The organism is Roseivivax sp. THAF30 (assembly GCF_009363575.1).
Taxonomy (GTDB): Bacteria; Pseudomonadota; Alphaproteobacteria; order Rhodobacterales; family Rhodobacteraceae; genus Roseivivax; species Roseivivax halotolerans.
Window position 1 is genome coordinate 1,685,135 of record NZ_CP045389.1, and the last position, 23,732, is coordinate 1,708,866.

The window sequence follows — 23,732 nt, forward strand, 5'->3', positions numbered from 1 at the left end:
CGGGCCGAGGTTGCTACCGAACGGGAAAGCACAAATTCCGGGGAGCGGGCATGTCCGACGATCTCAAACGCGCCGATATCCAACTGATCCAGCGCATTCTGCCGCACCGGTATCCCTTCCTTCTGGTGGACCGGGTCGAAGAGATCGACGGCTATTCCTCCGCCGTGGGCATCAAGAACGTCACGATGAACGAGCCCCATTTCCAGGGCCATTTCCCCGGCACTCCGATCATGCCGGGTGTGACCATCGTCGAGGCGATGGCTCAAACTGCTGGGGTGATGGTCGGTACTGCGCTCGATCTCGCCGACAAGAACATGCTCATTTACTTCATGGGCATCGACGGCTGCAAATTCCGCCGCAAGGTCGTGCCGGGCGATCAGCTCCGCATGCGTCTCGAGACGGTGCGCGGCAAACCGGGTGGCAAGGTCTGGAAGTTCAAGGGCCAAGCGACCGTTGAAGGCGAGATGGCCGCCGAGGCGGAGTTCACCGCGATGATGGACCTCACCTCTTGACCGAAAGCCGCATTCATCCCAGTGCCGTGATCGAGGACGGGGCCGAGATCGGTCCCGGCTGCGAGATCGGACCGTTCTGCCATATCGGCCCGGATGTCCGGATCGGGCCCGGCAACGTGTTTAAATCGCATGTCGTGGTCACGGGAGAGACCGAAATCGGCGCGGAGAACGCGATCTATTCCTTTGCGGTGATCGGGGAGATCCCGCAGGACAAGAAATTCAAGGGCGAGAAGACCCGTCTCGTCATCGGTGATCGAAATCGCATCCGCGAACACGTGACGATGAATGCCGGCACCGATGGCGGTGGCGGCGTCACGAGTGTCGGCAATGACGGTCTGTTCATGGCTGGATGCCACGTCGCGCATGATGTGCGGATCGGGAACAACGTGATCCTTGTGAACAATTCCGCGCTCGCAGGCCATTGCGTGATCGAGGACGATGTCATCGTCGGCGGCCTCTCGGGCGTGCATCAATTCGTTCGGATCGGACGCGGTGCGATCATCGGCGCGGTGACGATGGTGACGAACGACGTCATTCCCTACGGGCTGGTGCAGGCCCCGCGCGGCGTGCTCGACGGGCTGAACCTCGTCGGGCTGAAGCGGCGGGGCGTCGCGCGCTCGGACATCACGGCGCTGAGGGCCGCGTTCCAGATGCTTGCGCAAGGCGAAGGCGCGTTCCAGGACCGTGCGCGCCGTCTCGGAGAAGACACGGAAAGCCCCTATGTCCGCGAGATCGTCGATTTCGTCCTCGCCGACACTGACCGTCACTTCCTGACGCCGGGCTGACGCGGCATGCTGGGTCTCATCGCAGGGCGCGGAGCGTTGCCGGGCGCGGTCTCCGCGGCGCGGGTGGAAAAGCCTCTCGTCGCTGCGCTCGAAGGCAATGCCCCGGATAGCGTGACGCCGGATCTGACATTCCGGCTGGAGACGCTCGGCACGCTGATCGAAACCTTCAGCGCGCGCGGCGTGCGCGAGGTCTGCCTCTGCGGCAGTATCGACCGGCCCCAGATCGACCCGGCCCGCATCGATGCGCCGACAGAGCCGCTGGTGCCGCGTCTCAAGGAGGCGCTGGCCCTTGGCGATGATGGGGCGCTGCGCGTGGTGATGGCGCTTTTCGAGGAAGCGGGGATGACGATCCTCGCCGCGCACGAAGCCGCGCCCGCGCTCCTGCTGCCGCCCGGCGTTCCGACCACGACGCATCCGCCCGCCATCGCGGAGACCGAAGCCGAGGTCGGAGAGCGCGTGCTCTCGGAGATGGCCGCGGCGGATCTCGGCCAGGCCTGCGCGATCCGCGGCACCGAGGTTCTGGCCCGCGAAGGCGAGGATGGCACCGATGCGATGCTCGCGCGTCTGGCGCAAGGCGATGCGGGGGGCGATCCGGTGTCGTTCATGATGGACACCGCCTACGACGTGCTGGGCGGCGCGGCTGACTGGCTCTCGGCCAAACCGCAGGGCGGGCAGGGCTGTCTCTTCAAAGCGCCGAAGCCGGGGCAGGACCGACGCGCGGATCTGCCCGCGATCGGGCCCGAGACGGTGCGCGGTGTGGCGGCGGCCGGGCTCGCCGGGATCGTGATCGAGGCGGGTGGCGTGCTCGTCCTCGACCAGCGGACGACGCTCGCAAGGGCGGAGGAGGCGGGCCTCTATCTCTGGTCCCGTCCGGCGAAAGGCTGATGCGGGTCTTCGTCATCGCAGGAGAGGCATCGGGCGACCGGCTTGGCGCGGCGCTGATGCGGGGGCTACGCGGCCTCGCAGGCGAGAAGGTCGATTTCGCGGGTGTCGGCGGGGAGCGCATGCTCTCCGAAGGGCTGACCAGCCTGTTTCCAATGGACGAGATCTCGATCATGGGCATTGGCGAGATCCTGAAGGAATACCGCGCGCTCAAGCGCCGCATCCGCGAGACGGCCGATGCGATCCTCGACGCCAAGCCCGATGTCGTCGTCACGATCGACCTGCCCGAATTCAACCTGCGCCTCGCAAAGCTGGTGAAGGCGCGTTCCGACATTCGCATCGTGCATTACGTCGCGCCGACCGTCTGGGCGTGGCGGCCCGGCCGGGCGGAGAAGATGGCGCGCCACGTGGACCAGGTGCTCGCACTCTTGCCGTTCGAGCCGCCTTACATGGAAGCCGCCGGGATGCGCTGCGATTTCGTGGGCCACCCGGTCGTCACGGATCCCAAAGCGAGCGCGGCGGAGGAGGCGTCCTTTCGGCTGACCTACGGGATCGGCGACGCGCCTCTCTGCGCCGTTTTGCCGGGATCGCGCCGCTCCGAGATCCAGCGCCTCGCGCCCGTCTTCGGAGAGGTTGTCGCACGGCTCGCCAAGGCCCGGCCCGATCTTCGCTTCGTGCTGCCCGCCGCGCACAGCGTCGCGGGGGCGGTCCAGGAGGCCGTCTCCGAATGGCCTCATCAGCCGCTTGTCCTTGATCCGCGCGAGGGACCGCGCGTCGAGGAGGCCAAGCGCGCCGCGCTCGCCGCCGCCGATGTGGCTCTCGCGGCCTCGGGCACCGTCTCGCTCGAGCTGGCGCATGCGCGTACGCCGATGGTTGTCGCCTATGACATGAACTGGCTGTCGCGGCAGATCATCGGACGGATGCTTCTGACCGACACGGTCACGTTGGTGAACCTCGTCTCGGAGACCCGCGCGGTGCCGGAATTCGTGGGGCGCGATTGTCGGCCGGACCGCATTGCGCCGGCGCTTCAGAGGGTTCTGGAAGAGCCGCAGGCGCAGCTGCGCGCGATGGACCTGACGATGGAGCGTCTGGGCGAGGGTGGCGCGCCGCCGGGTGAGCGGGCTGCCCGCGCGGTGCTCGACGGTCTCGGCCGAGCCTCCGAATGAAAACGCCGCCGGGATCATCCCCGGCGGCGTCTCGATCTCACGTGGCGATCAGCGCTTACTGCGCCGCTTCGACGGAATCGTAGCTGTCGGTGAAGCCCGACAAGGACATGCCAACCGTCACTTCCTGATCCGGTGCGGCGGCGGGCACGATCGTCACGTTGGCGACGGCTCCGCGCTTGAACTGGTTGATGTCGGCTTCGGTGAAGCCGACGCGCGCCACGCATCCAAGCTGCGCGCAGAACGCGAAGTCATAGCGCTTGGCCTGGCCGCCATCGACCGCAATTGTGAGCTTCTGGGTGAGCAGCGTTTCGAGCGGCACGATGAAATTCGCGCCCGCGACCGCCTGGCCTTGTCCCTGAACCTTGAAGAGGCTCACTTCGGCGACGGAATTCCCGTCCTCATCCTCGAGCAGCTGATAAAGCTGGCAGGGGTCTTCGCCTTCCTGGGCGCGCAGGCACTGGATATCCCAGTCGCCATTGGTCTCGCGCACATAGCTCGCGCTGTCCTCTTGCGTCTCTCCGCCCACGGGCTCGCCCGTATCGAAGAGCTCGCTCGTCGCGCTGCTGCCTTCAGCGGGTGCTTCAGAGGTGCTCTCGTCGCTGGCCGATGCGTCATTCTCTGCCGGTGCCGCGTCTTCGGCTTGCGCGGCCTCGGCCGGCGTGTCCTCGGTCGTGGTGTCCTGAGCGATCGCCGGGCTCGCCGCGATCAGCGCGAGAAGGGAAAGTTGCGTCAGCGTGGTCTTCATGTCCTGGGCTCCATCGTATTGGCCGAGATGCGTCGCAGATGCGCTTAGCACGGGTGCGCGGGAGTGTCAGGGGGGAACAGCAAATCGCTTCGGGGCGGTTCCGGCAGGTTTCGGCGGCGTTGCGCGCACAAAAGAAAAGAGAGCCCGATGGGCCCTCTTTTCCGTCTCTCCCCGTCGGACTGGCCGACTTTGTCATTGCCCCGGACGCTACGGTTAGATCGCGCACCCGTCAACAGGCAAAACGCCGCTTATTCGGCGTTTCATCTATTTGTAATTTACGAAGAAAAATGCCGCGCCCTGAGGCGCGGCCAGCCTGACAGGGAGGAAGTCTGTCCGAGGCCAGAGAGGACATGCGGCCCGGACAATTTTCACACTGACAGCAAAAGGTTAAGCAAGTATGGTCGCGCCGTACCGGGGACAGGACGAGGCGGCGGGGCATGGAGAACGGGATATTCGTCGGCGGTGGCGGCGAAGGCTATGGTGACAAGCAGTGGTTGAAGCTTGATTACGCCAACAGGCATGGGTTGATCGCTGGTGCAACCGGCACAGGCAAGACCGTGACCTTGCAGATCCTGGCCGAAGGATTTTCCGCCGCGGGCGTGCCGGTTTTCCTGTCCGACGTGAAAGGCGATTTGTCCGGCCTGGCCGAGGCCGGAAGCGCCGAAGCCAAACTGCACGGCGCCTTTACCGAGCGCGCGGGCAAGATCGGATTCGACGATTTCGACTATGACGCCTTCCCGGTCACCTTCTGGGATCTCTTCGGCGATCAAGGCCACCCGATCCGCACGACGGTGGCCGAGATGGGCCCGCTTCTCATCTCGCGGCTTCTGGAACTGACCGAAGCGCAGGAAGGCATCCTCAACATCGCCTTCCGCGTGGCTGACGAGCAGGGTCTGCCGCTTCTTGACCTCAAGGATCTCCAGGCGCTGCTCGTCTGGGTCGGAGAGAACCGAGAGGAGCTGTCCCTGCGTTATGGCAATATCGCGGTGCAATCGGTGGGCGCGATCCAGAGGCGGCTTCTGGTGCTCGACAACCAGGGCGGCACGCGACTTTTCGGTGAACCGGCGCTCCAGTTGTCGGACATTATACGCTTGCGCGAAGCCGGGCGGGGCCAGATCAACATCCTCGCTGCAGACAAGCTCATGGCCGCGCCACGCCTCTATGCGACCTTCCTGCTGTGGCTCCTGTCCGAGCTGTTTGAGGAACTGCCCGAAATAGGCGATCCGGACAAACCCAAGCTCGTCTTCTTCTTCGACGAGGCGCATCTGCTTTTCGAGGACGCGCCGAAAGCGCTGGTCGAGAAGGTCGAGCAGGTCGCGCGGCTCATCCGCTCCAAGGGTGTCGGCGTCTATTTCATCACCCAGAACCCCGATGACGTGCCCGAGGACATCCTCGGCCAGCTTGGAAATCGCGTCCAACACGCGCTTCGGGCCTTCACCGCGCGGGACCGCAAGGCGCTGCGTATGGCTGCCGAGACCTACCGCGAAAACCCGCGCTTCGAGATCGAGGATGCGATCCGCGAGGTCGGCGTTGGTGAGGCCGTGACCTCGATGCTTGAGAAAAAGGGCGTGCCGGGCGTCGCCGAGCGCACGCTCATCCGCCCGCCATCCTCGCGGCTGGGGCCGATCTCCGACGAGGCGCGGCGCGCGATCCTGAACGCGAGCGATCTTGGTCTGAAATACGACAAGGCGCTGGACCGCGCCTCGGCCTACGAGATGCTGCGGGATCGCGCGACGGCGGCCGCGAAGGCTGCCGAAGAGGAAGAGCGCCGCGCCGAGGAAGCGGAAGCGGCGGAGCGTGAATACAAGGCCGCCCGCCGCTATTCGGGCAGCCGGGTCGAGCGGTCGACCTCGCGCCCTGCGCGCCGGTCCCGGCACAGCGATTCCATTGGCGAGGCGCTCACCAAGGCTGTTGTCAAAGAACTCAAAGGCACGACCGGCCGCCGCATTGTCCGCGGTATCCTTGGCGGTCTCTTCAAAGGCCGGTGAGGATGCAGCTCGATCACATTGCGGTGCTTGGCGTGACGCTGGAAGAGGCTGCGCAGCATTGTGAGACGGCGCTTGAGACGTCATTGGGTCCGGGCGGTCAGCATGCGGCGTTTGCCACGCATAATCGCCTCCTGGGCCTCGAAGACGCCCTGTATCTCGAGGCTATCGCAATCGATCCCGAAGCGGGCGATCCGGGGCGGCCCCGCTGGTTCGGGCTCGACCGCTTCGCCGGTGCCTCGCGGCTCGACAAATGGGTGGTTCGGGTTGATGACATGGATGCGGCGCTTGCGGCGCTTCCCGAGGCCGGGCGGCCCGTGGCCCTCGAACGGGGCGATCTGGCCTGGATCATGGCGGTGCCCGACGACGGGATGCTGGCTTGGGACGGGCTCTTTCCCGCGCTCATCGAATGGAAAAGCGAGCCCCCGGCCGGGGCGCGGCTGACGTCTTCGGGCTGGGCGCTGAGCGAGCTCGTCGTGGCGCATCCCGAGGCGGAGCGCCTCGAGGCGCGCCTTGCGCCGCATCTTGATTCGCCATTGGTTCGGTTCGAGACTGACGCGCCGGGTCTTGTTGCGCGTTTTGAGAAAGCAGGGGAGGTCCGGTGGCTACGGTGAAGATCCGCCCGGCAGAGCGGGACGATGCCGGTGCGATCCGGGTGATCTGGAACCATTACATCCGCGAGACGACAGTCACCTTCACCAGCGACGAGAAGAGTGATGCAGAGGTTGCTGACCTGATCGCTCTGCGCGCCGAAGCTTTCCTGGTGGCAGAGACCGGCTCCGGCCTTGCGGGTTTCGCGAGTTTCGGCCAGTTCCGCGCCGGTCCGGGTTATCGTGGCACCGCCGAGCACACGGTGCTTCTGGCACCCGATGCACGCGGGCAGGGTCTGGGCCGTTCTCTCATGGAGGCCCTCGAGACGCAGGCACGTGCGACCGGCCATCGCTCGCTGATCGGCGGTCTGAGCGCCGAGAATGATGCCGCATTGGTGTTTCATCGTGCGATAGGTTTCGAAGAGGCAGGCCGCATCCGGCATGCGGGCCTCAAGTTCGGGCGATGCATTGACCTGATCTTCATGCAGAAAATGCTCGATACGCCGCCTGACAGCGGGAGCCCTTTGCTCTAGGTTGAATGCGCATGTCGATCTGGTCCCGCATATCCGAGGCTCTGGCCGCGCTCAGGAAAGGCGAAAGCCTTGCCTCCGTCTTCGAGCGCCTGCGCACGCCGCCCGAACGCTCTGTCGCGTTTACCATCGCGGTCATCGCGCTGTCGGCGAAGATGGCCAAGGCGGACGGGCAGGTGACGCGCTCCGAAGTCGCGGCGTTCCGCGAGGTCTTCCATATCGCGCCCGAGGATGAGCCGGGCGCAGCGCGGGTCTTCAACCTCGCGCGCACGGACGTGGCAGGTTATCGCGACTATGCCAGCCGCATCGCCGATATGTTCGGAGAGGACAAGACGGTGCTCTGCGACTTGATGGAGGGGCTGTTTCATATCGCCATTGCGGACGGCAATTATCATCCGAAGGAAGATGCGTTCCTGTCAGACGTGGCACGGATTTTCGATCTGCCCGATCACCGCTTCCGCGCGATCCGCTCGCGCTACGTGCCTGGAGAGGACCCAGACCCCTATTCCATTCTCGGCGTCGATCCCGATACACCGATGGACGAGATCCGCCGCGCGTGGCGCGGGCTTGTTCGCGACAGCCATCCCGACCGAATGGTCGCGCGCGGGCTGCCCGAGGAAGCCGTGAAGATGAGCGAGAAGCGCCTCGTCGCCATCAACCGCGCCTGGGAGGAAATCTCGGGCAAGCACGCGGCCTGACCCCGTGCTTCGTCTCGCCACCTACAATGTGGAGTGGTTCGACGGGCTCTTCGATGATCACGGGCAACTTCTGAACGACGAGGATTGGTCGGGCCGGCGCGATGTGACGCGCAAGGATCAGATCGCCGCGCTGACGCGGGTGTTCCAAGCGCTGGATGCGGACGGACTCATGGTCATCGAGGCACCCGACATGAACCGTCGGCGCAACAGCGTCGCGGCTTTGCAGAATTTCGCGGACCATGCCGGGCTTCGCGCGGGGCGGGCGATGATCGGCTTTGCGAACGACACGCAGCAGGAGATCGCGTTTCTCTACGATCCGGCCCGTATCACCGCGCAGCACAGCCCCGCCGAAGCGGACGATGCGCCGCGCTTTGACCGCACCTTTCACATCGACCTCGATATCGATGCGACCTCGGACGATGTGACCTTCTCCAAGCCTCCGCTGGAAATTGCGCTCACCGTGGATGGCGCGTTCGAGATGCGGCTGATCGGCGCGCATCTGAAATCGAAAGCGCCGCATGGTGCGCGGAGCCGAGATGACGTCATGCGGCTCTCCATCGCCAATCGGCGCAAGCAGCTCGCGCAGGCGATCTGGCTGAGGCGGCGGGTGGCGGCCCATCTCTCCGCGGGAACGCCGATCGCCGTGATGGGCGATCTCAATGACGGGCCGGGGCTCGATGAGTTCGAGGCACTGTTCGGGCGCTCCTCGGTCGAAATTGTCATGGGGACGGGCGCGGATGCGCTCTTCGACCCTCATGCGGACGAGGCTCTGTCTCAGAAGGTCGGCGCGCAGCCTTCGACCGCACGGTTCTACATCGCCGAGGAGCATCGCTACCTTCAGGCGCTTCTGGACTACATTCTCGTCTCGCCCGCCTTGCGCGGCAGGGCGAGGCGATGGCGGATCTGGCACCCGTTCGACGATCCGGATTGCTATGCCGATCTGACGATGCGCGAGGCGCTTCTGACTGCGTCGGATCATTTCCCCGTAACGCTCGATCTCGATCTCTGATCTTGGGAATACGCAGCGTCGCAGGTATATTCCGCCACATGAAACAGTTCATCGCCGCCATCACCGCCCTGTGCCTTACCTCCGCGCCGCTTGCCGCACAGGAGGCTGAAGAGGGCGAAGGCTTCTCGCTCATGGAGCGGGGTATGCAGCTATTCTTCGACGGGCTTATGCAGGAGGCGGAGCCCGCCTTTGACGAGCTGCGCCGGATCATGGAAGGGATCGAGCCTGCCCTGTCCGATTTCGTCGCTGAAATGGGGCCGGCGCTGCGCGAGGTTCTGGAAGAGGTCGAGGATTGGTCGAACTACCACCCGCCCGAGATCCTCGAGAACGGCGACATCATTATTCGCCGCAAGACGCCTGAGGAACTGGACGCCATGCCCGAGGCCGACCCAGGCGAGTCGATCGAGCTTTAGCCCGTTCGGACTTCCGAAGTCGCACCGAGCGATTTCACGAGGCTGTCGAATCGCGCAACCGCCACCTCGCCGAAAAGAGGCGCGGCTTTCTCGGTCAGGTGCAGCGTCAGATGGCGCTTGCGGGGTTGCCAGGTCAGCCGCGCGCCGGTCTCGTCCTCGGACATCCAGAGCATCGCACCGAAGCGCATCGCCTTGCCGAGAACTTCGGCTTCCCTGATCCCGGCCTCGTCGAGGATGGGCGCGAGGATCTCGAACCGCGTGCCTTCGCGCTTGTTGCGGTAACGGTGCAGCAGCGACAGGCCGAGGAACACCCGCTCCTCGTGCTTCAGCCCGCCGAGATTGGCGCGGGTCGCATTGTCGAAAACGGTCTCGGCGCGGTAATCGGGATGCGCGCGCCAGCTGACGTCATGCAGCAGGCAGGCCGCTTTGACGATGCGGATACGGGCCGGTTTGGCACCCTGGAACAATGGCTCGACGAAGGTGTAAAGCCGCTTGCCGTATCCCGGCAGCCGCGCGTCTTTCGCCTCGGCATAGCGGCAGCTTTCAATCAACGGATCGCGGTCGCGCAGCTTCTGCGGCATCTGCTCGTAAAGCATGCCCTCGCGAATCCCGTAGCTCGAAACCGCGATATCCTTCGGCGCGAAAGTCTGGACGAGACGCTTTAGAACTTCGGCGGCATAGGGCACCAGCGACATCCGCGCCGAGGAAATGCTACATTTTCCGCGAAGCTCCTCAAGGTCCGCCTTCTGGATGTACTTCACCGTCTCGCGGACAGCCTTGGAGTCCATTCGGTATTCGTGAAGCACGTGCAGCGGGTAGTTCCGCCGCTCCATGTCGATCCGCGCGATGGCGCGCCACGAGCCGCCGACAAGGAACAGACGGTCCTTCTGGGTGCCCATCACGTCCTTCATCTCGGTGAGGGTCTTCTTGATGACCGCGTCTCGGCCCTTCTTGCCGCCCTTGATGTCCGTCAGTTTGAGCGGTCCGAGGTCGGAGGTGACGCGTTTGCCGACACGGCCGCCGGAAATTTCCGCAAGCTCCATCGAGGAGCCTCCGATGTCGCAGACAAGGCCATAGGAGCCCGGCCAGCCCAGAAGCACGCCCTGCGCCGAGAGGCGGGCCTCTTCATCGCCGTCGATCACGTAGATCTCGAGCCCGGTCTCGCGTTTGACCTCCTCGCAGAAATCGGGGCCATCGGTGGCCGAGCGCACGGCGGCGGTCGCGACGGCCGTCAGCTCGGTGCCCATGCCCCGCGCCAGAAGCTGGAACCGCCTCAGGGCCGACAGCGCGCGTTTGCGGCCCTCGGGGTTGAGCCGCCCGCTTTCGGACAGACCGGCACCGAGCGCACACATGATCTTCTCGTTGTAGAAATACGCCGGGCTGCGCGCCGCACCGTCAAAGACAACGAGCCGGACCGAGTTCGAACCGATATCGACCACGCCGACGCGACTGAGAGCGCGCACATCCGGATCGGCGAAAAGCGGTCTCCCGAACGGGCCCCAATCGGGATGATCGGGGTCGTGCAGTGCATTCATGGCGCGCCCTGTCCAAGCCGTCTGAAGTGCCGGAAACCTGACCGAGCCGGGCTCCGAGGTCAAACGTTAACGGTGCGTCAACTGTGGAACATCCGACGCGCCTGCGGTCCCGCGGCCCGAAAGCGAGGGGTTCTCCATGAAGAATCGATGGCAGGAGAAGCGGAAAGTCTCGTCATCCTCGACCGCGGCACGCACGAAATGCCCGTCGGGCTGCATCACCCAGCTTTGCGCCACATCCGCAAGGTTCGCCGCCAGGATCTGGCTGACGATCTGCGCCTTCACCGTCGGATTATGCGTCTCGACCAGCGTTTCGACCCGGCGGTTGAGATTGCGGCCCATCCAGTCGGCCGAGGACATGAAGACGCGGCATTTCTCGTGCGGCAGGCCGTGCCCGTTGCCGAAGCAAGCGATGCGGCTGTGTTCGAGGAAACGGCCCACGATGGATTTCACGCGGATATTCTCGGACAGACCCGCAACCCCGGGCCGCAGCCCGCAGATGCCGCGAATGACGAGATCGATCTTCACGCCCGCCTGGCTCGCCTCGTAGAGCGCGTCGATCATGTCGGCTTCGATGAGCGAGTTCATCTTGGCCCAGATCTGCGCCGGACGGCCGCGGCGCGCGTGCTCGGCTTCGGCGGCGATCATCTCGAGGAGCTTGGGTTTCAGCGTGTGAGGCGAGATCGAGAGGTTCTCAAGTCCTTCGGGGTTGGCGTAGCCCGAGAGGTAATTGAACACCTTCGCGGCATCGCGCCCGAGCGCGGGATCGCAGGTGAAGAAACTCAGATCCGTGTAGATCTTCGCGGTGATCGGGTGGTAATTGCCGGTGCCCCAATGGGAATAGGTGACGAGCTTGTCGCCCTCCCGGCGCACCACGGTCGCGATCTTGGCGTGGGTCTTCCAGTCGAGAAAGCCGTAGACAACGTGAGCGCCCGCGCGCTCCAGCCGGCGCGACTGGCGGATATTGGCCGCCTCGTCGAAGCGGGCCTTCAGCTCCACCAATGCGGTGACGGACTTGCCATCTTCGGCGGCCTCGCAAAGCGCCTCGACGATGGGCGAGTTCTTGGAGGTCCGGTAGAGCGTGTTCTTGATCGCCACCACATCGGGGTCGCGCGCCGCCTGGTTGAGAAAGCGCACCACCATGTCGAAGGTCTCGTAGGGGTGGTGCAGCAGCATGTCCTTCTGGCGGATCGCCGCGAACATGTCGCCGTCATGGTCCTGCACCCGCTCGGGCACGCGCGGAGTGAATTGCGGCCAGAGCAGATCGGGCCGCTGGTCGAGGACCAGCTCCTTGGTGTCGCCGACACCGATCATGCCCTCGAGTTCGATCACCTCGTCTTCCTTGACGTGCAGCTCGCGCATGACGATGTCGCGCAGGCCCTTGGGCGGGGAGGCGCTGACCGTGAGGCGCACGACTTCGCCGCGGCGCCGGCGCTTCAGCGCGACCTCGAATTCCCGCACGAGATCCTCGGCCTCTTCCTCGACCTCGAGATCGCTGTCGCGCAGCACGCGGAAGCCGAAATGGTCTTTCAGCACATAGCCTGGGAACAGGCTGTCGATATGCAGAAGCAGAACGTCCTCGACGAAGGCGAAGCGATGGTCGCGCTCGCCGGCCGGAAGTCGCACGAAACGGTCGATCTGGGACGGGATCGGCAGAAGCGCCTTCAGAATATTGCCGTCCTTGCGCCGCTCGAGCTCGACCGCAAGGCAGTAGCCCATATTGGCAATGAATGGGAACGGATGTGCGGGATCGATCGCCAGCGGTGACAGGATCGGGAAGATCTGGTCGAGAAACGTCTTCGACAGAGCCTCCTTGTCGGCCTTGTTGAGATCCTTTCGTGACAGGATGCCGATTCCTTCCGCTTCCATCATGTCGCGCAGGCTCGAGAGCACTTCCTGCTGGCGCGCCATGAGTTTGCGGGCATCTTCGTTGATCTTCACGAGTTGCTCGGCCGGGGTCAGCCCGTCGGCCGCGGGCGTCGTGTTGCCCGCCTGTGCCAGCTCACGCAGACCCGCGACACGCACCGTGTAGAATTCATCAAGGTTCGAGGCAGAGATCGACAAGAAGCGCACCCGCTCCAAAAGCGGCACCGCTTCGTTCTCGGCTTCTTCAAGGACGCGCCAGTTGAAGCCGAGCCAGGAAAGCTCGCGGTTGAAATAGCGGTCGGGGCCCTCGGGATCGAAGCCCTCGATCACGGTCGGCTCAGGCCGTTCGGCCTTCAGGAAATCTGCATTGCTCATGAGCTCTCGCATATGTGGGCTGTGTATCAGTCCTGTGACGAGGGTAGGTCGCGGGACCGCTCATCCCCAGACATTTCTTCGAGGACCGCCCGCGCGAGTGGCCGCGTGATCGCGCGCTTCTCGCCCAAGGCCCTCGCATCGAGCGCATCCACGATCTCGCCTGCGGCCGCGAAGGCACGCGGCATATGCGTGATGAGATAGGGAATGACGTCCGGCCCCGGCGTGATCTGCCGGTCGGAAAAGAGTTTGGCGAGCACGCCAGCCAGGAGAAGCTCGTCCGGCGGGTTCAGCTTGGCGATCTCCGCGCCCTGCATCCGCGAGGCGAGGTCGGGCAGGATGAGCCCCCAGCGGGCCGGTGGGCTTGCCGCCGTCACGAGAAGCGGCTGCCGCTCTGCCGCGGCGAGGTTGTGCAGATGGAAAAGGGCTTCCTCCGCCTCCGCATCGCCCGCGACACGGTCGGCATTCTCGATGCAAAGGGGGCTTTGGGCGAGCGCGGGCAGATCTTCGCGCGGCAAAGCGCGGGCCTGCAGAAGGCGCGCGCCGCTCTCGGCCGACCAGACATGGGCGAGGTGAGTCTTCCCCGATCCCGGCGGTCCCGAAAGGACAAGCTTGTGCGACGGCCAATTGCGCCAATTGTCGATCTGCGCGACGGCGAGCGCGTTCGCCTCGGTGACGAAGAAATCGCCGCGCCCGAGCGCCGTGCGCGCGGGCAGGTGGAGGGGCAACTGGCGGGCCATCTTCAGTCCTCGGAGGGTCCGGCGGAGCCGAGGTAGAGCCGCGAGGACTTGTAGCGCGACACGAGGAACCGGGCGACGACACCGATGGCCGCGGCGACCGGCACGGCGACCAGAAGGCCGACAAAGCCGAAGAGCGTGCCGAAGACCGACATCGCCAGCAAAAGCCAGACCGGGTGCAAGCCGACGCTGTCACCGACGAGCTTGGGCGTCAGGAAATTGCCCTCGATGAACTGGCCGGACTGGAAGATCGCCCAGACCGCGATGATCCAGATCCAGTCGCCCCAGAACTGGAACAGCGCCAGCCCGATGGCGAGGACGCCGCCGACGATAGCGCCTACATAGGGAATGAAGGTCAGAACGCCCGCGATCACCCCGACGACCAGCCCGAATTGCAGCCCCACCAGCATCAGCGCGATGGCGTAATAGACGCCGAGGATGAGCGACACCGTGCCCATGCCGCGCACGAAAGAGGACAGGACATGATCGATATCCCGCGCGAGATGCCGGATCACCGGCGCATGTTCGCGCGGCAGAAGCTCATCCACGCGGGCGACCATCCGGTCCCAGTCGAGCAGAAGGTAGACCGCGACCACGGGCACGATGACGAACAAGAGCACCACGTTCAGGAGCGACGCAGCCGATGTCAGCGCCGTTTGCAGAAGCTGACCGCCCTTGTCGCGCACCGTCTGGCCGACCTGCATGAGCGTATCGCGCACCACGCTGTCTTCCGACAGAAGTTCGGGGAAACGGTTCGCCAGCGCCGTCTGCAGGTTTCGCGTCAGCTCCGGTGCGACCTCGATGAGCTGGCCGGTCTGGCGCACCAGCGTCGGGATCACCAGCAGCGCCATCAATACGAAGATCAGAACCGCGCAGATCGTGATGATCGCCGTCGCCAAGGCGCGCGAGCAACCCAAGGCTTCCAGCCGGTCAGCGATCGGATCGAGGAAATAGGCGATCGCGGCACCCAGAACGAAGGGCAGCAGCACGTCGCCGAGGAACCACAGGATCACTGCGAGGACCACGAAGGCGATCCCCCAGTACTTCAACTGTTCCCGAACCGGCAGAACCATCTGTGCCTCGCTAAACCCGTTATCTCTTCATCGCCCGCGCGCCCATCAGGTTCAAGAGGGCGGCACACCTCAGGGCGCTATGCCTCATCCCTTGTGCCTCGTCCGGGGCGCGCTTACACCTCGGGCAAGACCGAAACGCCGTCCGGAGAGCCTTACATGCGCCTGTCCCGCTACTTCCTGCCCGTCCTGAAAGAGACGCCTTCCGAGGCGCAGATCGTCTCGCACCGTTTGATGCTGCGCGCAGGCATGATCAAGCAGGCCTCGGCGGGGATCTATTCCTGGCTGCCGCTCGGCTACAAGGTCCTGAGGAATATCGAGGCGATCGTGCACGAAGAGCAGGCGCGGGCGGGCCATATCCCGATGCTGATGCCGACGCTGCAATCGGCCGACCTTTGGCGTGAAAGCGGTCGCTATGATGCCTACGGGCCTGAAATGCTGCGTATCCGCGACCGCCACGAGCGGGATATGCTCTTCGGGCCGACCAACGAGGAGATGATCACCGACATCTTCCGCAGCCACGTCTCGAGCTATCGCGATCTGCCGATGACACTCTATCACATCCAGTGGAAATTCCGCGACGAGCGCAGGCCGCGCTTTGGCGTGATGCGGGGCCGCGAATTCCTCATGAAGGATGGCTACAATTTCGACCTCACACGCGAGGATGCGCTGCACGCCTATAACCGCCACCTCGTGAGCTACCTGCGGACCTATGAGAGGATGGGCCTTCAGGCGATCCCCATGCGCGCGGATTCGGGGCCCATCGGCGGCGACGACACGCATGAATTCCTGGTCCTGGCCGAGACGGGCGAGTCGGAGGTCTTCTACGACAGCGAGATCACCGATCTGAAATTCGGCGACCGGAAGATCGACTATGACAGCCACGACGAATGCCGCGCGGTGCTCGAGGAATTCACCTCGCGCTATGCCCGCACCGACGAGACCCACGATCCCGATCTTTTCGCGAAAGTGCCCGAAGACCGTCAGCGGCAGGCGCGCGGCATCGAGGTCGGCCAGATCTTCTATTTCGGCACCAAGTATTCCGAGGCGATGGGCGCCAATGTGGTGGACCCCGACGGCAACCGCGTGCCGGTGCACATGGGCAGCCATGGCATCGGCGTCAGCCGTCTCGTCGGGGCGATCATCGAAGCCAGCCACGACGACAAGGGTATCATCTGGCCCGAAGGCGTAACGCCTTTCCATGCCGGGATCGTAAACCTCAAGCAGGGCGACGAAGAGGCGGACGCGGCCTGTCAGGCGCTCTATGACAGCCTGGTGACGATGGGGCTCGAGCCGCTCTATGATGACCGCGACGAACGGGCAGGGGCCAAGTTCGCCACGATGGACCTGATCGGTCTGCCCTGGCGGATCACGGTCGGTCCGCGCGGTCTCAAGAACGGCGTGGTGGAACTGACCTGCCGCCGCACCGGCGAGAGCGAGGAGATGCCGCCCGAACAGGCCGTCACACGGATCGGTCAGATCTACGCGCGCAAGGTCTGATGGCAGGCGGCGCGCCGTGATCCTGCGAGCCCTCGCCATCTCTGCCGGGCTTCTCGGCGCGGCCGGGGCGTCGCAATTTCCGGAGTTTTCTCAGCAATACCGCCAGCGCCTTGGCGGCGCGGTGGACGAGCTTGCACTGATCGTCGTGCAATTCGACATCGACGCCGCCGTGGTCGGCCTCGACAGGGAGACCGCGCTGGCGCAGCTTGCGACCGGCGGCGTGTTCGGCGCGCGGCGGGCGGAAACCCTTCGCGGCACCTTCGCGCGCTACAATCGGTTGAGGGAGGATCTCGCGGCGCTCGAAGGGGCCGGCCCGTTCGAACGCGCGCGCATGGCGCCAGCCGTGATGGATCGCGAGATCGCGCGGCGGACGCTGTCCGACTATGTGCCGGCGATGCCGCTCAGCCTCGAAGGGCTGAGCTTCGCTGCGATCGGTTTTGGCATGCTGACCGCGCTGGTCGGCCTATCGGGTCGCGCGATGCGTCGCTTGTTGCTCGGACGCTGGCGGCGGCGAGCCGCCTAGGCCGCGCTTTCGATCTCGGCGACGACCCCGTCGACCACCTGGCTCAGAAGGCCTTCGTCCTCGCACTCGGCCATAACCCGGATCAGCGGCTCGGTGCCCGACTTGCGGATCAACAGGCGGCCCTTCTGCCCGAGCGACGCCTCAGCCATCTCGATCGCGCTTTGCACCTGCGGCAGGTCGAGCGGCGTCGCGCCGGGAGCGAAGCGCACGTTCTTGAGAAGCTGCGGCACCTTGTCGAAAGTCTCGACCAGTCGATGCGCGGGCTGACCCGAGCGCACCATTTCCGCGAGAAATTGCAGGCCGGCCATGAGGCCGTCGCCGGTGGTGGCGTAATCAGTCATGACGATATGGCCCGATTGCTCACCGCCGAGGTTCCAGCCGCCCTGACGCATCGCTTCCACGACGTAGCGGTCGCCGACACCCGTACGCATGAGCTTCAGGCCCTTCGCAGTCAGGTAGCGTTCGAGCCCGAGGTTCGACATCACCGTGGCCACCAGCGTGCCGTCACGCAGGCGATCCTCCTCGGCCCAGCGGGCGGCCATCAGCGCCATGATCTGGTCGCCATCGGCCACGCGGCCCTTGTCGTCGATCAGGATCACGCGGTCCGCATCGCCGTCGAGGCAGATGCCCACGTCGGCGCCTTCCTCGAGAACGCGGCGCGCGGCGGCCTCCGGCTTGGTCGAGCCGCAGCCGTCGTTGATGTTGTAGCCATTGGGCGAGACCCCCATCGGGATCACGTCCGCGCCAAGCTCCCAAAGGACTTCCGGTGCGGCCCGGTGCGCGGCTCCGTTGGCGCAGTCGATCACCACCTTCATTCCGTCAAGGCGCATGCCCGGAGGGAAGCTCGATTTAACACGTTCCTGATACCGGAAGCGGCCGTCGTCGATACGCTGCGCGCGGCCGATGTTATGCGCCTGGGCAGGTTTCGCACCGGCCTCGACCAGCGCCTCGATCTCGAGCTCTGCCTCGTCCGACAGCTTGAAGCCGTCCGGACCGAAGAACTTGATACCGTTGTCCTCGGCGGGATTGTGGCTCGCGGAGATCATGATGCCGAGGTCGGCGCGCATCGAAGGGGTCAGTAGACCGACCGCCGGGGTCGGCACCGGCCCCAGAAGAAGCACGTTCATACCGGTCGAGGTCAGACCAGCGGTCAGCGCGTTCTCGAACATGTAGCCCGAGCGGCGGGTATCCTTTCCGATCACGACGCGGTGGACGCCGCTGTGCTCGTTACGAAAATAACGGCCCGCCGCTGCGCCGATCATCAGCGCCAGCTCGGCAGTCATCGGGTACGTGTTCGCCGTGCCTCGCACACCATCCGTTCCGAAGAGTTTGCGTGCCATCAATCCTGTCCCGTCATTGCCCGCCAGAGCGAGAAGGCCTGCGCGGTCTCTGCCACGTCATGCACCCGAAAAATCTGAACCCCTTGCGATGCGGCGGCCAGCGCCACCGCGATCGAGCCCGGAGCCCGGGCATCTGCCGCGGCTTCCCCTGAAATCTTTCCGATAAAGCCCTTTCGGGACACGCCTAGCAAGATCGGACACCCCAAAGAGTGAAAAACGGCAATATTCCGCAACAGTTCGAGATTGTGCGGAAGCGTCTTTCCAAAGCCGATACCGGGGTCGATGACGATTTTCTCGCGCGGCAATCCTGCCGCTTCGAGCAGTGCGACCCGCTCGGCCAGAAAGCCCAGAACGTCGAGCGTTGCGTCTTCGTAGCGCGGCGCGTCCTGCATCGTCTCCGGGCGTCCCTGGCTGTGCATGACGCAGATCGGCGCGCCCGCCGATGCAGCGAGCGTCGCCATGCCCGCATCGAACTCGAGCCCCGAGACATCGTTGAGCATCACCGCGCCTGCCTTGAGCGCGGCTGCGCCAACATCGGCCTTTCTCGTGTCGATGGAGATCGGTGCGCCGAGATCGCCCACGAGCGTTTCGATGACAGGCTGGACGCGCGCGATTTCCTCGGGCGCGGGCACTTCCGTTGCGCCGGGCCGCGTAGATTCGCCTCCGATATCAACGATATCCGCCCCCGCTGCGACCATCGCGCGGCCATGCGCCACGGCACGTTCGCGCGCATCGAAACGGCCGCCATCAGAGAAACTGTCGGGCGTTGCATTGAGAATGCCCATGATCCGCGGCATCTCGAGGCTGAGGCCCGCGATAGGGGCGCGCGGCCGGGTGAATCCGGCCAGCCACTCCTCTGGCAGTGCGCGCGCCTCGCGCAAAATCGGCTCCGCGCCGCGCCGCCGTTCTTCCACATGCGTGAACCAGAGCGACGTGCCGGCAAGCTGCATCGCGCCTGTCGGTCTCGCCGGGTCCGTTGACAGAAGAGGGCGGTAGCAGAGGTCCATGCGACGCGAAGTGCCAGAGCCAGACAGGTCTGACAAGTGACCTTGGCGGCGTTCAGAAAACCCGATCACCCAGGGGCTTGCAGATCACCGGGACTTCGCCTTCGGCCGCTGTCTCTGCTCCGACGAGGACCAGTTCTCGGGCGGAGAGCTGGTCTGCGAACCACACCGCGAGGCCGACCGAGTCGCGCGTCTTGCCGGTGGGGCCCTCGGTTGCGTCGAGAACGATTTTAGAGGGGGCCCAGATACTGACCTGGCCGTTCTTCATCGCCCAGTCGAGCTCCGTGCGGGTGGCGACAACTTTGGCGCGGGGATCGCGCGCGGCGAGGCACCATCCGTTCTGCTCGATCGCCAGAAGGTCGATGCGGCGTTGCACGAGCGGATGATCGACACGCGGCAGGTCCATCCCGTGCGGGCCGACGCAGAGAATGAGCGGGGCGCCGCCCTCGAGCGCCTGGTCGATCCAGTGGGTCAGGCGCGGATCAGTGATGGCGGCATTCGAGAAGAACACGACGCGCGGATGCGGCTGCTCGCTCGCGCGTTCGTCGAGACGCGAGCCAAGCTCCTTGCGGGAGCGAACGATTTCGACGCCAAGTGCGCCCGGCCCACGATCGAGTTTCTCGATCCGGATGAAGACGCGCAATGCCTGGGGTTCCAAGAGGATCCGCTCGGCAATGCGTTCGGCCAGCGTCTCCAGAAGATTGAGCCGCTCGGCGTCGAGCTCGTAGGCGATGGCCTCGGTCACGCGGTCATAGGACAGGATGCGGTCGACATCGTCGTCGATGGGCTGCGCGAGCGGACGGACCTCGACGACGACGTTGAAACAGATCCGCTGCGTCGTGCCGCGCTCTGCCTGGAAAGCGCCGATCTCGACCTCGCGCACATGATCGCGCAGGGAAATGCGATCGCGCGGGTCTTCTCCGGCGGTCGCGATTGCGCGCTCGGCGGGATGCGAGAAGGCAAGGCGGATTTCAGAGGCCATGGGCGGTTCCTGCTGGCAGCGTGGTTGCGGCCGTCAATAGAGAAGCGCCGCGCATGTCGCCACCGTAACCCGGCAATTCCGGGCCTCGATGCGACATGCGGCCAATTTCAGTTCCGCGATAGCTGCAATGGCTGCTTGTAGAAGCGATGCACGCCAATCTCTGCGGTCATCGGGAACTTGCGCGCCCAGGACGGGGAGACCGCTGTGGTGTGATAATGCGTGGCGCCCCCGGTCAGGCGACGCGGCGCGCCTTCCAGCATGAGCTTGGCGACCTTGCCGACGCGGTGATACGCGCCCGTCTCGTGGATCGTCTCGGCCGCGCCGTCGCATTTGAACGAGAATTGGCACGCGTATTTCACGCCCGAGGTAGCGCCTTGACCGACGACACCGCAGATCGAGTTCGGATAGCGCGGGGAATCGACGCGGTTCATGATGACTTCGGCAACCGCGAATTGACCTTTCACGGTCTCGCCGCGCGCCTCGAAATAGAGTGCCTCGGACAGGCAAGACCATTCGGATCCGCCGGTCCGGAAGTTCTGACTGTCCAGCCAATTGCGGCTGTATTGCACGTCCCTCAGCCCGCTTTGCGGAGCGGGCGTGACCAGACGTTGTAGATGCGCCGATGCGGCCGCGTTCAGACCGCGGCTCTCCTGGCGCATGACCTTTTCCATGTTGGTCTCTTCGAGCTCAGCATAAGCGGGCGCTCCGGCGATCATCATCGCCAGCGCCAATTTCATAATGCGACCCATCGCAGACACCTCTTGCAGCAGCGTAGTGGCGGTTTCCGCCGTTTTCGTTCCGCGGGTCTCTAGGAAAAATCGGTCAAGGCGTCCAGTTTTGGACTTGCGGTATGGGCCGTTTTTCGCCCATTCGCTTCAAAAGTGCGGGTAAGTTCCCGCCCAAATGCCTACGAATACTCGATTTTGTCGCGAATCGCGGCCTGTGCGGCGGCCAGTCGCGCCACCGGAACCCGGAAGGGAGAGCAGCTTGCGTAGTTCATCCCGAGGCTCCGACAGAAGCTGATCGATTCGGGATTGCCGCCATGTTCGCCGCAGATCGAGACGATGATCTCGGGCTTCGCGGCGCGGGCGCGCTCGATTCCGATCCGCAGAAGCTCGCCGACGCCTGCGGTGTCGAGGCGATGGAACGGATCTTCGTCGAAGACCTGCTGCTGCACGTAATCCGACATGAACCGGCCCGCATCGTCGCGGCTGAGCCCGTAGGTCATCTGTGTGAGGTCGTTCGTACCGAAACTCAGGAAATCGACATGCGGGGCGATGTCCCCGGCCAGAAGGCAGGCGCGGGGGGTCTCGACCATCACGCCGAGGCGGTAGGTGAAGTCGCGCCCGCGCTCGGTGCGGACGGCGGCGGCCACCGCATCGACGCGCTTTCGCACCAGCTCCACCTCGCGCCGCGCTGAGACGAGGGGAATCATGATCTCCGGCACCACGGGCTCGTCCTTGCGCGAAGCTTCGAGCGTCGCCTCGAAGATCGCGCGGGCCTGCATGTCGTAGATCTCGGGCACCGTGATGCCGAGGCGCACACCGCGCAGGCCAAGCATCGGATTGTATTCGCCCATCGACTCGACGCGCCGCGTCACGTCCGAGACAGGCAGGTTCAGCGCTTCGGCAAGATCGCGCAGGCCGGCCCTGTCGCTCGGCAGAAATTCGTGAAGCGGCGGGTCGAAGAGCCGGATGCAGACCGGCTTGCCCGACATGATTGCGAAGAGTTCCTTGAAATCCGCGCGTTGGATCGGGAGGAGCTGCGCCAGCGCCGCGCGCCGATCCTCGGGCGTCGCGGCGAAGATCATCTCCTGCATGACGGTAAGGCGACCCGGCTCAAAGAACATGTGCTCCGTGCGGCAGAGCCCGATTCCGCCCGCATCGAAGAGCCGTGCCTTCTCGGCATCCTCGGGCGTGTCGGCATTCACCCGGATCCGCAGGTCGCGATCCTCGTCCGCCCAGCCCAGAAGCGTGCGGAAGGCATCGTCAAGCATGGCGCCCAGCATCGCGGGCGCCCCGGCCAACACCTCGCCATTGGTGCCGTCCACGGTGACGATCTCGCCTTCGCGGAAGATTCGCCCATCGTCCGCGGTGATCTGACGCCGCTTGAGGTTGATCCGCAGGTTCCGCGCGCCGACGACGCAGGGTCGGCCCATGCCGCGCCCGATCACGGCCGCATGAGAGGACATGCCGCCCTTCTCCGTCAGGATCGCGACAGCCGCGTGCATGCCGCGCACGTCTTCGGGTGCGGTCTCGCGCCGGATCAGGATGCAGGGCTCCTCGCGCGCGGCCATCGCCTGGGCATCGGCGGCGGTAAAGGCGATCCGGCCCGTCGCGGCGCCTGGGCTCGCGGCGATGCCGGTGCCGATCACGTCGCGGTCTGCGCGCGGGTCGACCTGCGGATGCAGGAGCGAGGACAGCGCGCGGGGCTGAACCCGCATCACCGCCTCGCGCGGGGTGATGATCTCGTCCTCGGCGAGCCGCACGGCGATGCGGATGGCAGCGGCGTCCGATGCGGGCACCACGACGCCGTCGAGAATGAACAGCGTGCCGTTCTCGATCGTGAACTCGACCTGCATTTCCGCCCGCAGCCGCTGGCGCATGAGCGCGGCATGCTCCTTGAGCTGCGCGAATGCCTCGGGCGCGCGTTCCTCGAGCGAGGGACCACGCGGATCGGCCTCGAGATACAGCGCGCGGGCGCCGGCTCTCAGCGCATCGCGCCCCTGGCTCTGGCTGAGATAGCGGCCCGTGACCTGTTTCAACCCGGTATCGGGATCGACAAGCTGCAAGACGCCCGAGCCGGACTCGCCCGGCCCGAAGCCGAGCGCCATTTCCTGCACGACAAGGCCCAGCCCGGCATCGACAGGCGCGCCCTTGGCCTCGCGCAGAAGGCGCGCCGAGACGCTCTCCCATGCGCGCGCCATGGAGCGCAGAACCTCTGCGAGCTGCGTGGCGGGATCCTGCGGGAACGGCTCCTCGGCCTCGTCCTCATAGGCGCGCAAAGCGCGGGCCAGCGCATCGGGCGCGTCCGCGTCGATCTCTTCGAACGCATCGGGATCGAGCCGAGCGACATGCACCGCGTAACTTTGCACCCAGCGGCGATAGAGCGCCTCGGCCGCCTCGGGCCCAAGCTCCGCCGACAGCCGCGCGCAGGCCGCATCGTTCATGCCGATATTCAGAATGGTCGTCGGCCCGCCCCAGTCGGGATCCTGCGACGAGGGCCGCACGCACAGAAGTGCATCGGGATCGAAAACCGAAAGGAGCTGCCCGGTGTCAGGAATGCGCCCTAGCGAGATCGCCTTCACCGTGTCGAAGGACAGCGCCACCGTACGCGGCACCGGCAGGTTCAGCCGCACCAGCCGCTGCAGGCATTTCGCGCGCCCGCCGTGAGTCTCGGGCGCAATGGGCGCGGTCTGCGTGACGAGCGTGACGTGCCGGTCGAGCGTGAACGACACTTCGGTGAGGTATTTCTGCACTGCGGCAATCCTT

General features: G+C 65.2%; 22 protein-coding genes. 12 read left to right on the forward strand and 10 right to left on the reverse strand.

The window, feature by feature from the left end; translation table 11 throughout:
- Positions 1-50: 50 nt before the first annotated feature.
- Genes fabZ through lpxB form a run of 4 tightly spaced genes read left to right on the forward strand, consistent with a single transcriptional unit; the run spans position 51 to position 3,345 of the window.
- Positions 51-512 carry a 3-hydroxyacyl-ACP dehydratase FabZ gene (gene fabZ, locus FIU91_RS08180; RefSeq protein WP_152462118.1) on the forward strand — a complete coding sequence of 154 codons (462 nt, stop codon included), beginning with the start codon at positions 51-53 and terminating at the stop codon, positions 510-512.
- Positions 509-1,297: an acyl-ACP--UDP-N-acetylglucosamine O-acyltransferase gene (lpxA, locus tag FIU91_RS08185; protein ID WP_152462119.1), complete on the forward strand. Its 789-nt coding sequence runs from the start codon at positions 509-511 to the stop codon at positions 1,295-1,297. The genes fabZ and lpxA overlap by 4 nt, the downstream gene beginning before the upstream one ends.
- Before the next feature lie 6 nt (positions 1,298-1,303).
- Entirely contained in the window at positions 1,304-2,182 is an 879-nt protein-coding gene (locus FIU91_RS08190) for an LpxI family protein (protein ID WP_152462120.1), read from the forward strand.
- Positions 2,182-3,345 carry a lipid-A-disaccharide synthase gene (lpxB, locus tag FIU91_RS08195; protein WP_152462121.1) on the forward strand — a complete coding sequence of 388 codons (1,164 nt, stop codon included), beginning with the start codon at positions 2,182-2,184 and terminating at the stop codon, positions 3,343-3,345. Before FIU91_RS08190 ends, lpxB begins: the two co-directional genes overlap by 1 nt.
- Before the next feature lie 55 nt (positions 3,346-3,400).
- Here the strand turns inward: lpxB and FIU91_RS08200 are convergent, their stop codons facing one another.
- Complete coding sequence (locus tag FIU91_RS08200) at positions 3,401-4,090, reverse strand: invasion associated locus B family protein (RefSeq protein WP_152462122.1); 690 nt, start codon at positions 4,088-4,090, stop codon at positions 3,401-3,403.
- 437 nt (positions 4,091-4,527) lie between these two features.
- On the opposite strand from FIU91_RS08200, the gene FIU91_RS08205 reads away from it, so the two are divergent.
- Genes FIU91_RS08205 through FIU91_RS08230 form a run of 6 tightly spaced genes read left to right on the forward strand, consistent with a single transcriptional unit; the run spans position 4,528 to position 9,315 of the window.
- Positions 4,528-6,078: a helicase HerA-like domain-containing protein gene (locus tag FIU91_RS08205; RefSeq protein WP_152462123.1), complete on the forward strand. Its 1,551-nt coding sequence runs from the start codon at positions 4,528-4,530 to the stop codon at positions 6,076-6,078.
- A gap of 2 nt (positions 6,079-6,080) precedes the next feature.
- Positions 6,081-6,689 carry a VOC family protein gene (locus tag FIU91_RS08210; protein ID WP_254702070.1) on the forward strand — a complete coding sequence of 203 codons (609 nt, stop codon included), beginning with the start codon at positions 6,081-6,083 and terminating at the stop codon, positions 6,687-6,689.
- Positions 6,677-7,198, forward strand: a complete 522-nt coding sequence (locus FIU91_RS08215; RefSeq protein ID WP_371418274.1) for an N-acetyltransferase family protein — start codon at positions 6,677-6,679, stop codon at positions 7,196-7,198. Before FIU91_RS08210 ends, FIU91_RS08215 begins: the two co-directional genes overlap by 13 nt.
- A gap of 11 nt (positions 7,199-7,209) precedes the next feature.
- Positions 7,210-7,893, forward strand: coding sequence for a molecular chaperone DjiA (locus FIU91_RS08220; protein WP_152462125.1), 684 nt, complete (start codon positions 7,210-7,212; stop codon positions 7,891-7,893).
- Positions 7,894-7,897: 4 nt separating this feature from the next.
- The gene (locus FIU91_RS08225) at positions 7,898-8,902 is read left to right on the forward strand and encodes an endonuclease/exonuclease/phosphatase family protein (protein WP_152462126.1); all 1,005 of its coding nucleotides are present in this window, start codon (positions 7,898-7,900) and stop codon (positions 8,900-8,902) included.
- Between the two features lie 38 nt (positions 8,903-8,940).
- Positions 8,941-9,315, forward strand: coding sequence for a hypothetical protein (locus FIU91_RS08230; RefSeq protein WP_093012738.1), 375 nt, complete (start codon positions 8,941-8,943; stop codon positions 9,313-9,315).
- Here FIU91_RS08230 and FIU91_RS08235 read toward each other — a convergent pair.
- From FIU91_RS08235 to FIU91_RS08250, 4 genes are all read right to left on the reverse strand, one after another.
- Positions 9,312-10,850 carry a Ppx/GppA family phosphatase gene (locus FIU91_RS08235; protein ID WP_152462127.1) on the reverse strand — a complete coding sequence of 513 codons (1,539 nt, stop codon included), beginning with the start codon at positions 10,848-10,850 and terminating at the stop codon, positions 9,312-9,314. The genes FIU91_RS08230 and FIU91_RS08235 overlap by 4 nt on opposite strands.
- Before the next feature lie 66 nt (positions 10,851-10,916).
- Positions 10,917-13,088: an RNA degradosome polyphosphate kinase gene (locus FIU91_RS08240; RefSeq protein ID WP_152462128.1), complete on the reverse strand. Its 2,172-nt coding sequence runs from the start codon at positions 13,086-13,088 to the stop codon at positions 10,917-10,919.
- 26 nt (positions 13,089-13,114) lie between these two features.
- Positions 13,115-13,825, reverse strand: coding sequence for a chromosomal replication initiator DnaA (locus FIU91_RS08245; RefSeq protein WP_093012744.1), 711 nt, complete (start codon positions 13,823-13,825; stop codon positions 13,115-13,117).
- A 2-nt stretch (positions 13,826-13,827) separates the two neighbouring features.
- Entirely contained in the window at positions 13,828-14,895 is a 1,068-nt protein-coding gene (locus FIU91_RS08250) for an AI-2E family transporter (RefSeq protein WP_093012747.1), read from the reverse strand.
- A 156-nt stretch (positions 14,896-15,051) separates the two neighbouring features.
- Here FIU91_RS08250 and proS point away from each other — a divergent pair, with 156 nt between their 5' ends.
- Positions 15,052-16,392 (forward strand): proline--tRNA ligase, encoded by a 1,341-nt coding sequence (gene proS / locus FIU91_RS08255; protein ID WP_152462129.1) that lies wholly within the window; start codon positions 15,052-15,054, stop codon positions 16,390-16,392.
- 16 nt (positions 16,393-16,408) lie between these two features.
- Complete coding sequence (locus FIU91_RS08260; protein ID WP_152462130.1) at positions 16,409-16,915, forward strand: DUF2937 family protein; 507 nt, start codon at positions 16,409-16,411, stop codon at positions 16,913-16,915.
- Here the strand turns inward: FIU91_RS08260 and glmM are convergent.
- The 5 genes from glmM to FIU91_RS08285 form a co-directional block, all read right to left on the reverse strand.
- A complete protein-coding gene (glmM, locus tag FIU91_RS08265) occupies positions 16,912-18,255 on the reverse strand; it encodes a phosphoglucosamine mutase (RefSeq protein WP_152462131.1) in 1,344 nt (447 codons plus the stop codon). The two genes, FIU91_RS08260 and glmM, sit on opposite strands and share 4 nt — an antisense overlap.
- Positions 18,255-19,205, reverse strand: a complete 951-nt coding sequence (gene folP, locus FIU91_RS08270; protein ID WP_371418275.1) for a dihydropteroate synthase — start codon at positions 19,203-19,205, stop codon at positions 18,255-18,257. The genes glmM and folP overlap by 1 nt, the downstream gene beginning before the upstream one ends.
- A gap of 109 nt (positions 19,206-19,314) precedes the next feature.
- On the reverse strand, positions 19,315-20,241 hold the full coding sequence (locus FIU91_RS08275; protein WP_152462133.1) for a dihydroneopterin aldolase: 927 nt from the start codon (positions 20,239-20,241) through the stop codon (positions 19,315-19,317).
- Positions 20,242-20,348: 107 nt separating this feature from the next.
- On the reverse strand, positions 20,349-20,990 hold the full coding sequence (locus tag FIU91_RS08280; protein WP_254702071.1) for a cell wall hydrolase: 642 nt from the start codon (positions 20,988-20,990) through the stop codon (positions 20,349-20,351).
- A 158-nt stretch (positions 20,991-21,148) separates the two neighbouring features.
- Positions 21,149-23,719, reverse strand: a complete 2,571-nt coding sequence (locus FIU91_RS08285; RefSeq protein ID WP_254702072.1) for a pyruvate, phosphate dikinase — start codon at positions 23,717-23,719, stop codon at positions 21,149-21,151.
- Positions 23,720-23,732 lie beyond the last annotated feature (13 nt).

What these genes read in the sequence shown, in the direction of transcription:
- glmM (WP_152462131.1), bottom strand. Translation starts at nt 18,255, where the DNA reads ATGGCACGCAAACTCTTCGGAACGGATGGTGTGCGAGGCACGGCGAAC.
- FIU91_RS08275 (WP_152462133.1), bottom strand. Translation starts at nt 20,241, where the DNA reads ATGGCCTCTGAAATCCGCCTTGCCTTCTCGCATCCCGCCGAGCGCGCA.
- lpxB (WP_152462121.1), top strand. Translation starts at nt 2,182, where the DNA reads ATGCGGGTCTTCGTCATCGCAGGAGAGGCATCGGGCGACCGGCTTGGC.
- FIU91_RS08220 (WP_152462125.1), top strand. Translation starts at nt 7,210, where the DNA reads ATGTCGATCTGGTCCCGCATATCCGAGGCTCTGGCCGCGCTCAGGAAA.
- FIU91_RS08235 (WP_152462127.1), bottom strand. Translation starts at nt 10,850, where the DNA reads ATGAATGCACTGCACGACCCCGATCATCCCGATTGGGGCCCGTTCGGG.
- fabZ (WP_152462118.1), top strand. Translation starts at nt 51, where the DNA reads ATGTCCGACGATCTCAAACGCGCCGATATCCAACTGATCCAGCGCATT.
- FIU91_RS08280 (WP_254702071.1), bottom strand. Translation starts at nt 20,990, where the DNA reads ATGGGTCGCATTATGAAATTGGCGCTGGCGATGATGATCGCCGGAGCG.
- FIU91_RS08230 (WP_093012738.1), top strand. Translation starts at nt 8,941, where the DNA reads ATGAAACAGTTCATCGCCGCCATCACCGCCCTGTGCCTTACCTCCGCG.
- proS (WP_152462129.1), top strand. Translation starts at nt 15,052, where the DNA reads ATGCGCCTGTCCCGCTACTTCCTGCCCGTCCTGAAAGAGACGCCTTCC.
- FIU91_RS08245 (WP_093012744.1), bottom strand. Translation starts at nt 13,825, where the DNA reads ATGGCCCGCCAGTTGCCCCTCCACCTGCCCGCGCGCACGGCGCTCGGG.
- FIU91_RS08240 (WP_152462128.1), bottom strand. Translation starts at nt 13,088, where the DNA reads ATGAGCAATGCAGATTTCCTGAAGGCCGAACGGCCTGAGCCGACCGTG.
- folP (WP_371418275.1), bottom strand. Translation starts at nt 19,205, where the DNA reads ATGCAGCTTGCCGGCACGTCGCTCTGGTTCACGCATGTGGAAGAACGG.
- FIU91_RS08205 (WP_152462123.1), top strand. Translation starts at nt 4,528, where the DNA reads ATGGAGAACGGGATATTCGTCGGCGGTGGCGGCGAAGGCTATGGTGAC.
- FIU91_RS08210 (WP_254702070.1), top strand. Translation starts at nt 6,081, where the DNA reads ATGCAGCTCGATCACATTGCGGTGCTTGGCGTGACGCTGGAAGAGGCT.
- FIU91_RS08190 (WP_152462120.1), top strand. Translation starts at nt 1,304, where the DNA reads ATGCTGGGTCTCATCGCAGGGCGCGGAGCGTTGCCGGGCGCGGTCTCC.
- FIU91_RS08200 (WP_152462122.1), bottom strand. Translation starts at nt 4,090, where the DNA reads ATGAAGACCACGCTGACGCAACTTTCCCTTCTCGCGCTGATCGCGGCG.
- FIU91_RS08250 (WP_093012747.1), bottom strand. Translation starts at nt 14,895, where the DNA reads ATGGTTCTGCCGGTTCGGGAACAGTTGAAGTACTGGGGGATCGCCTTC.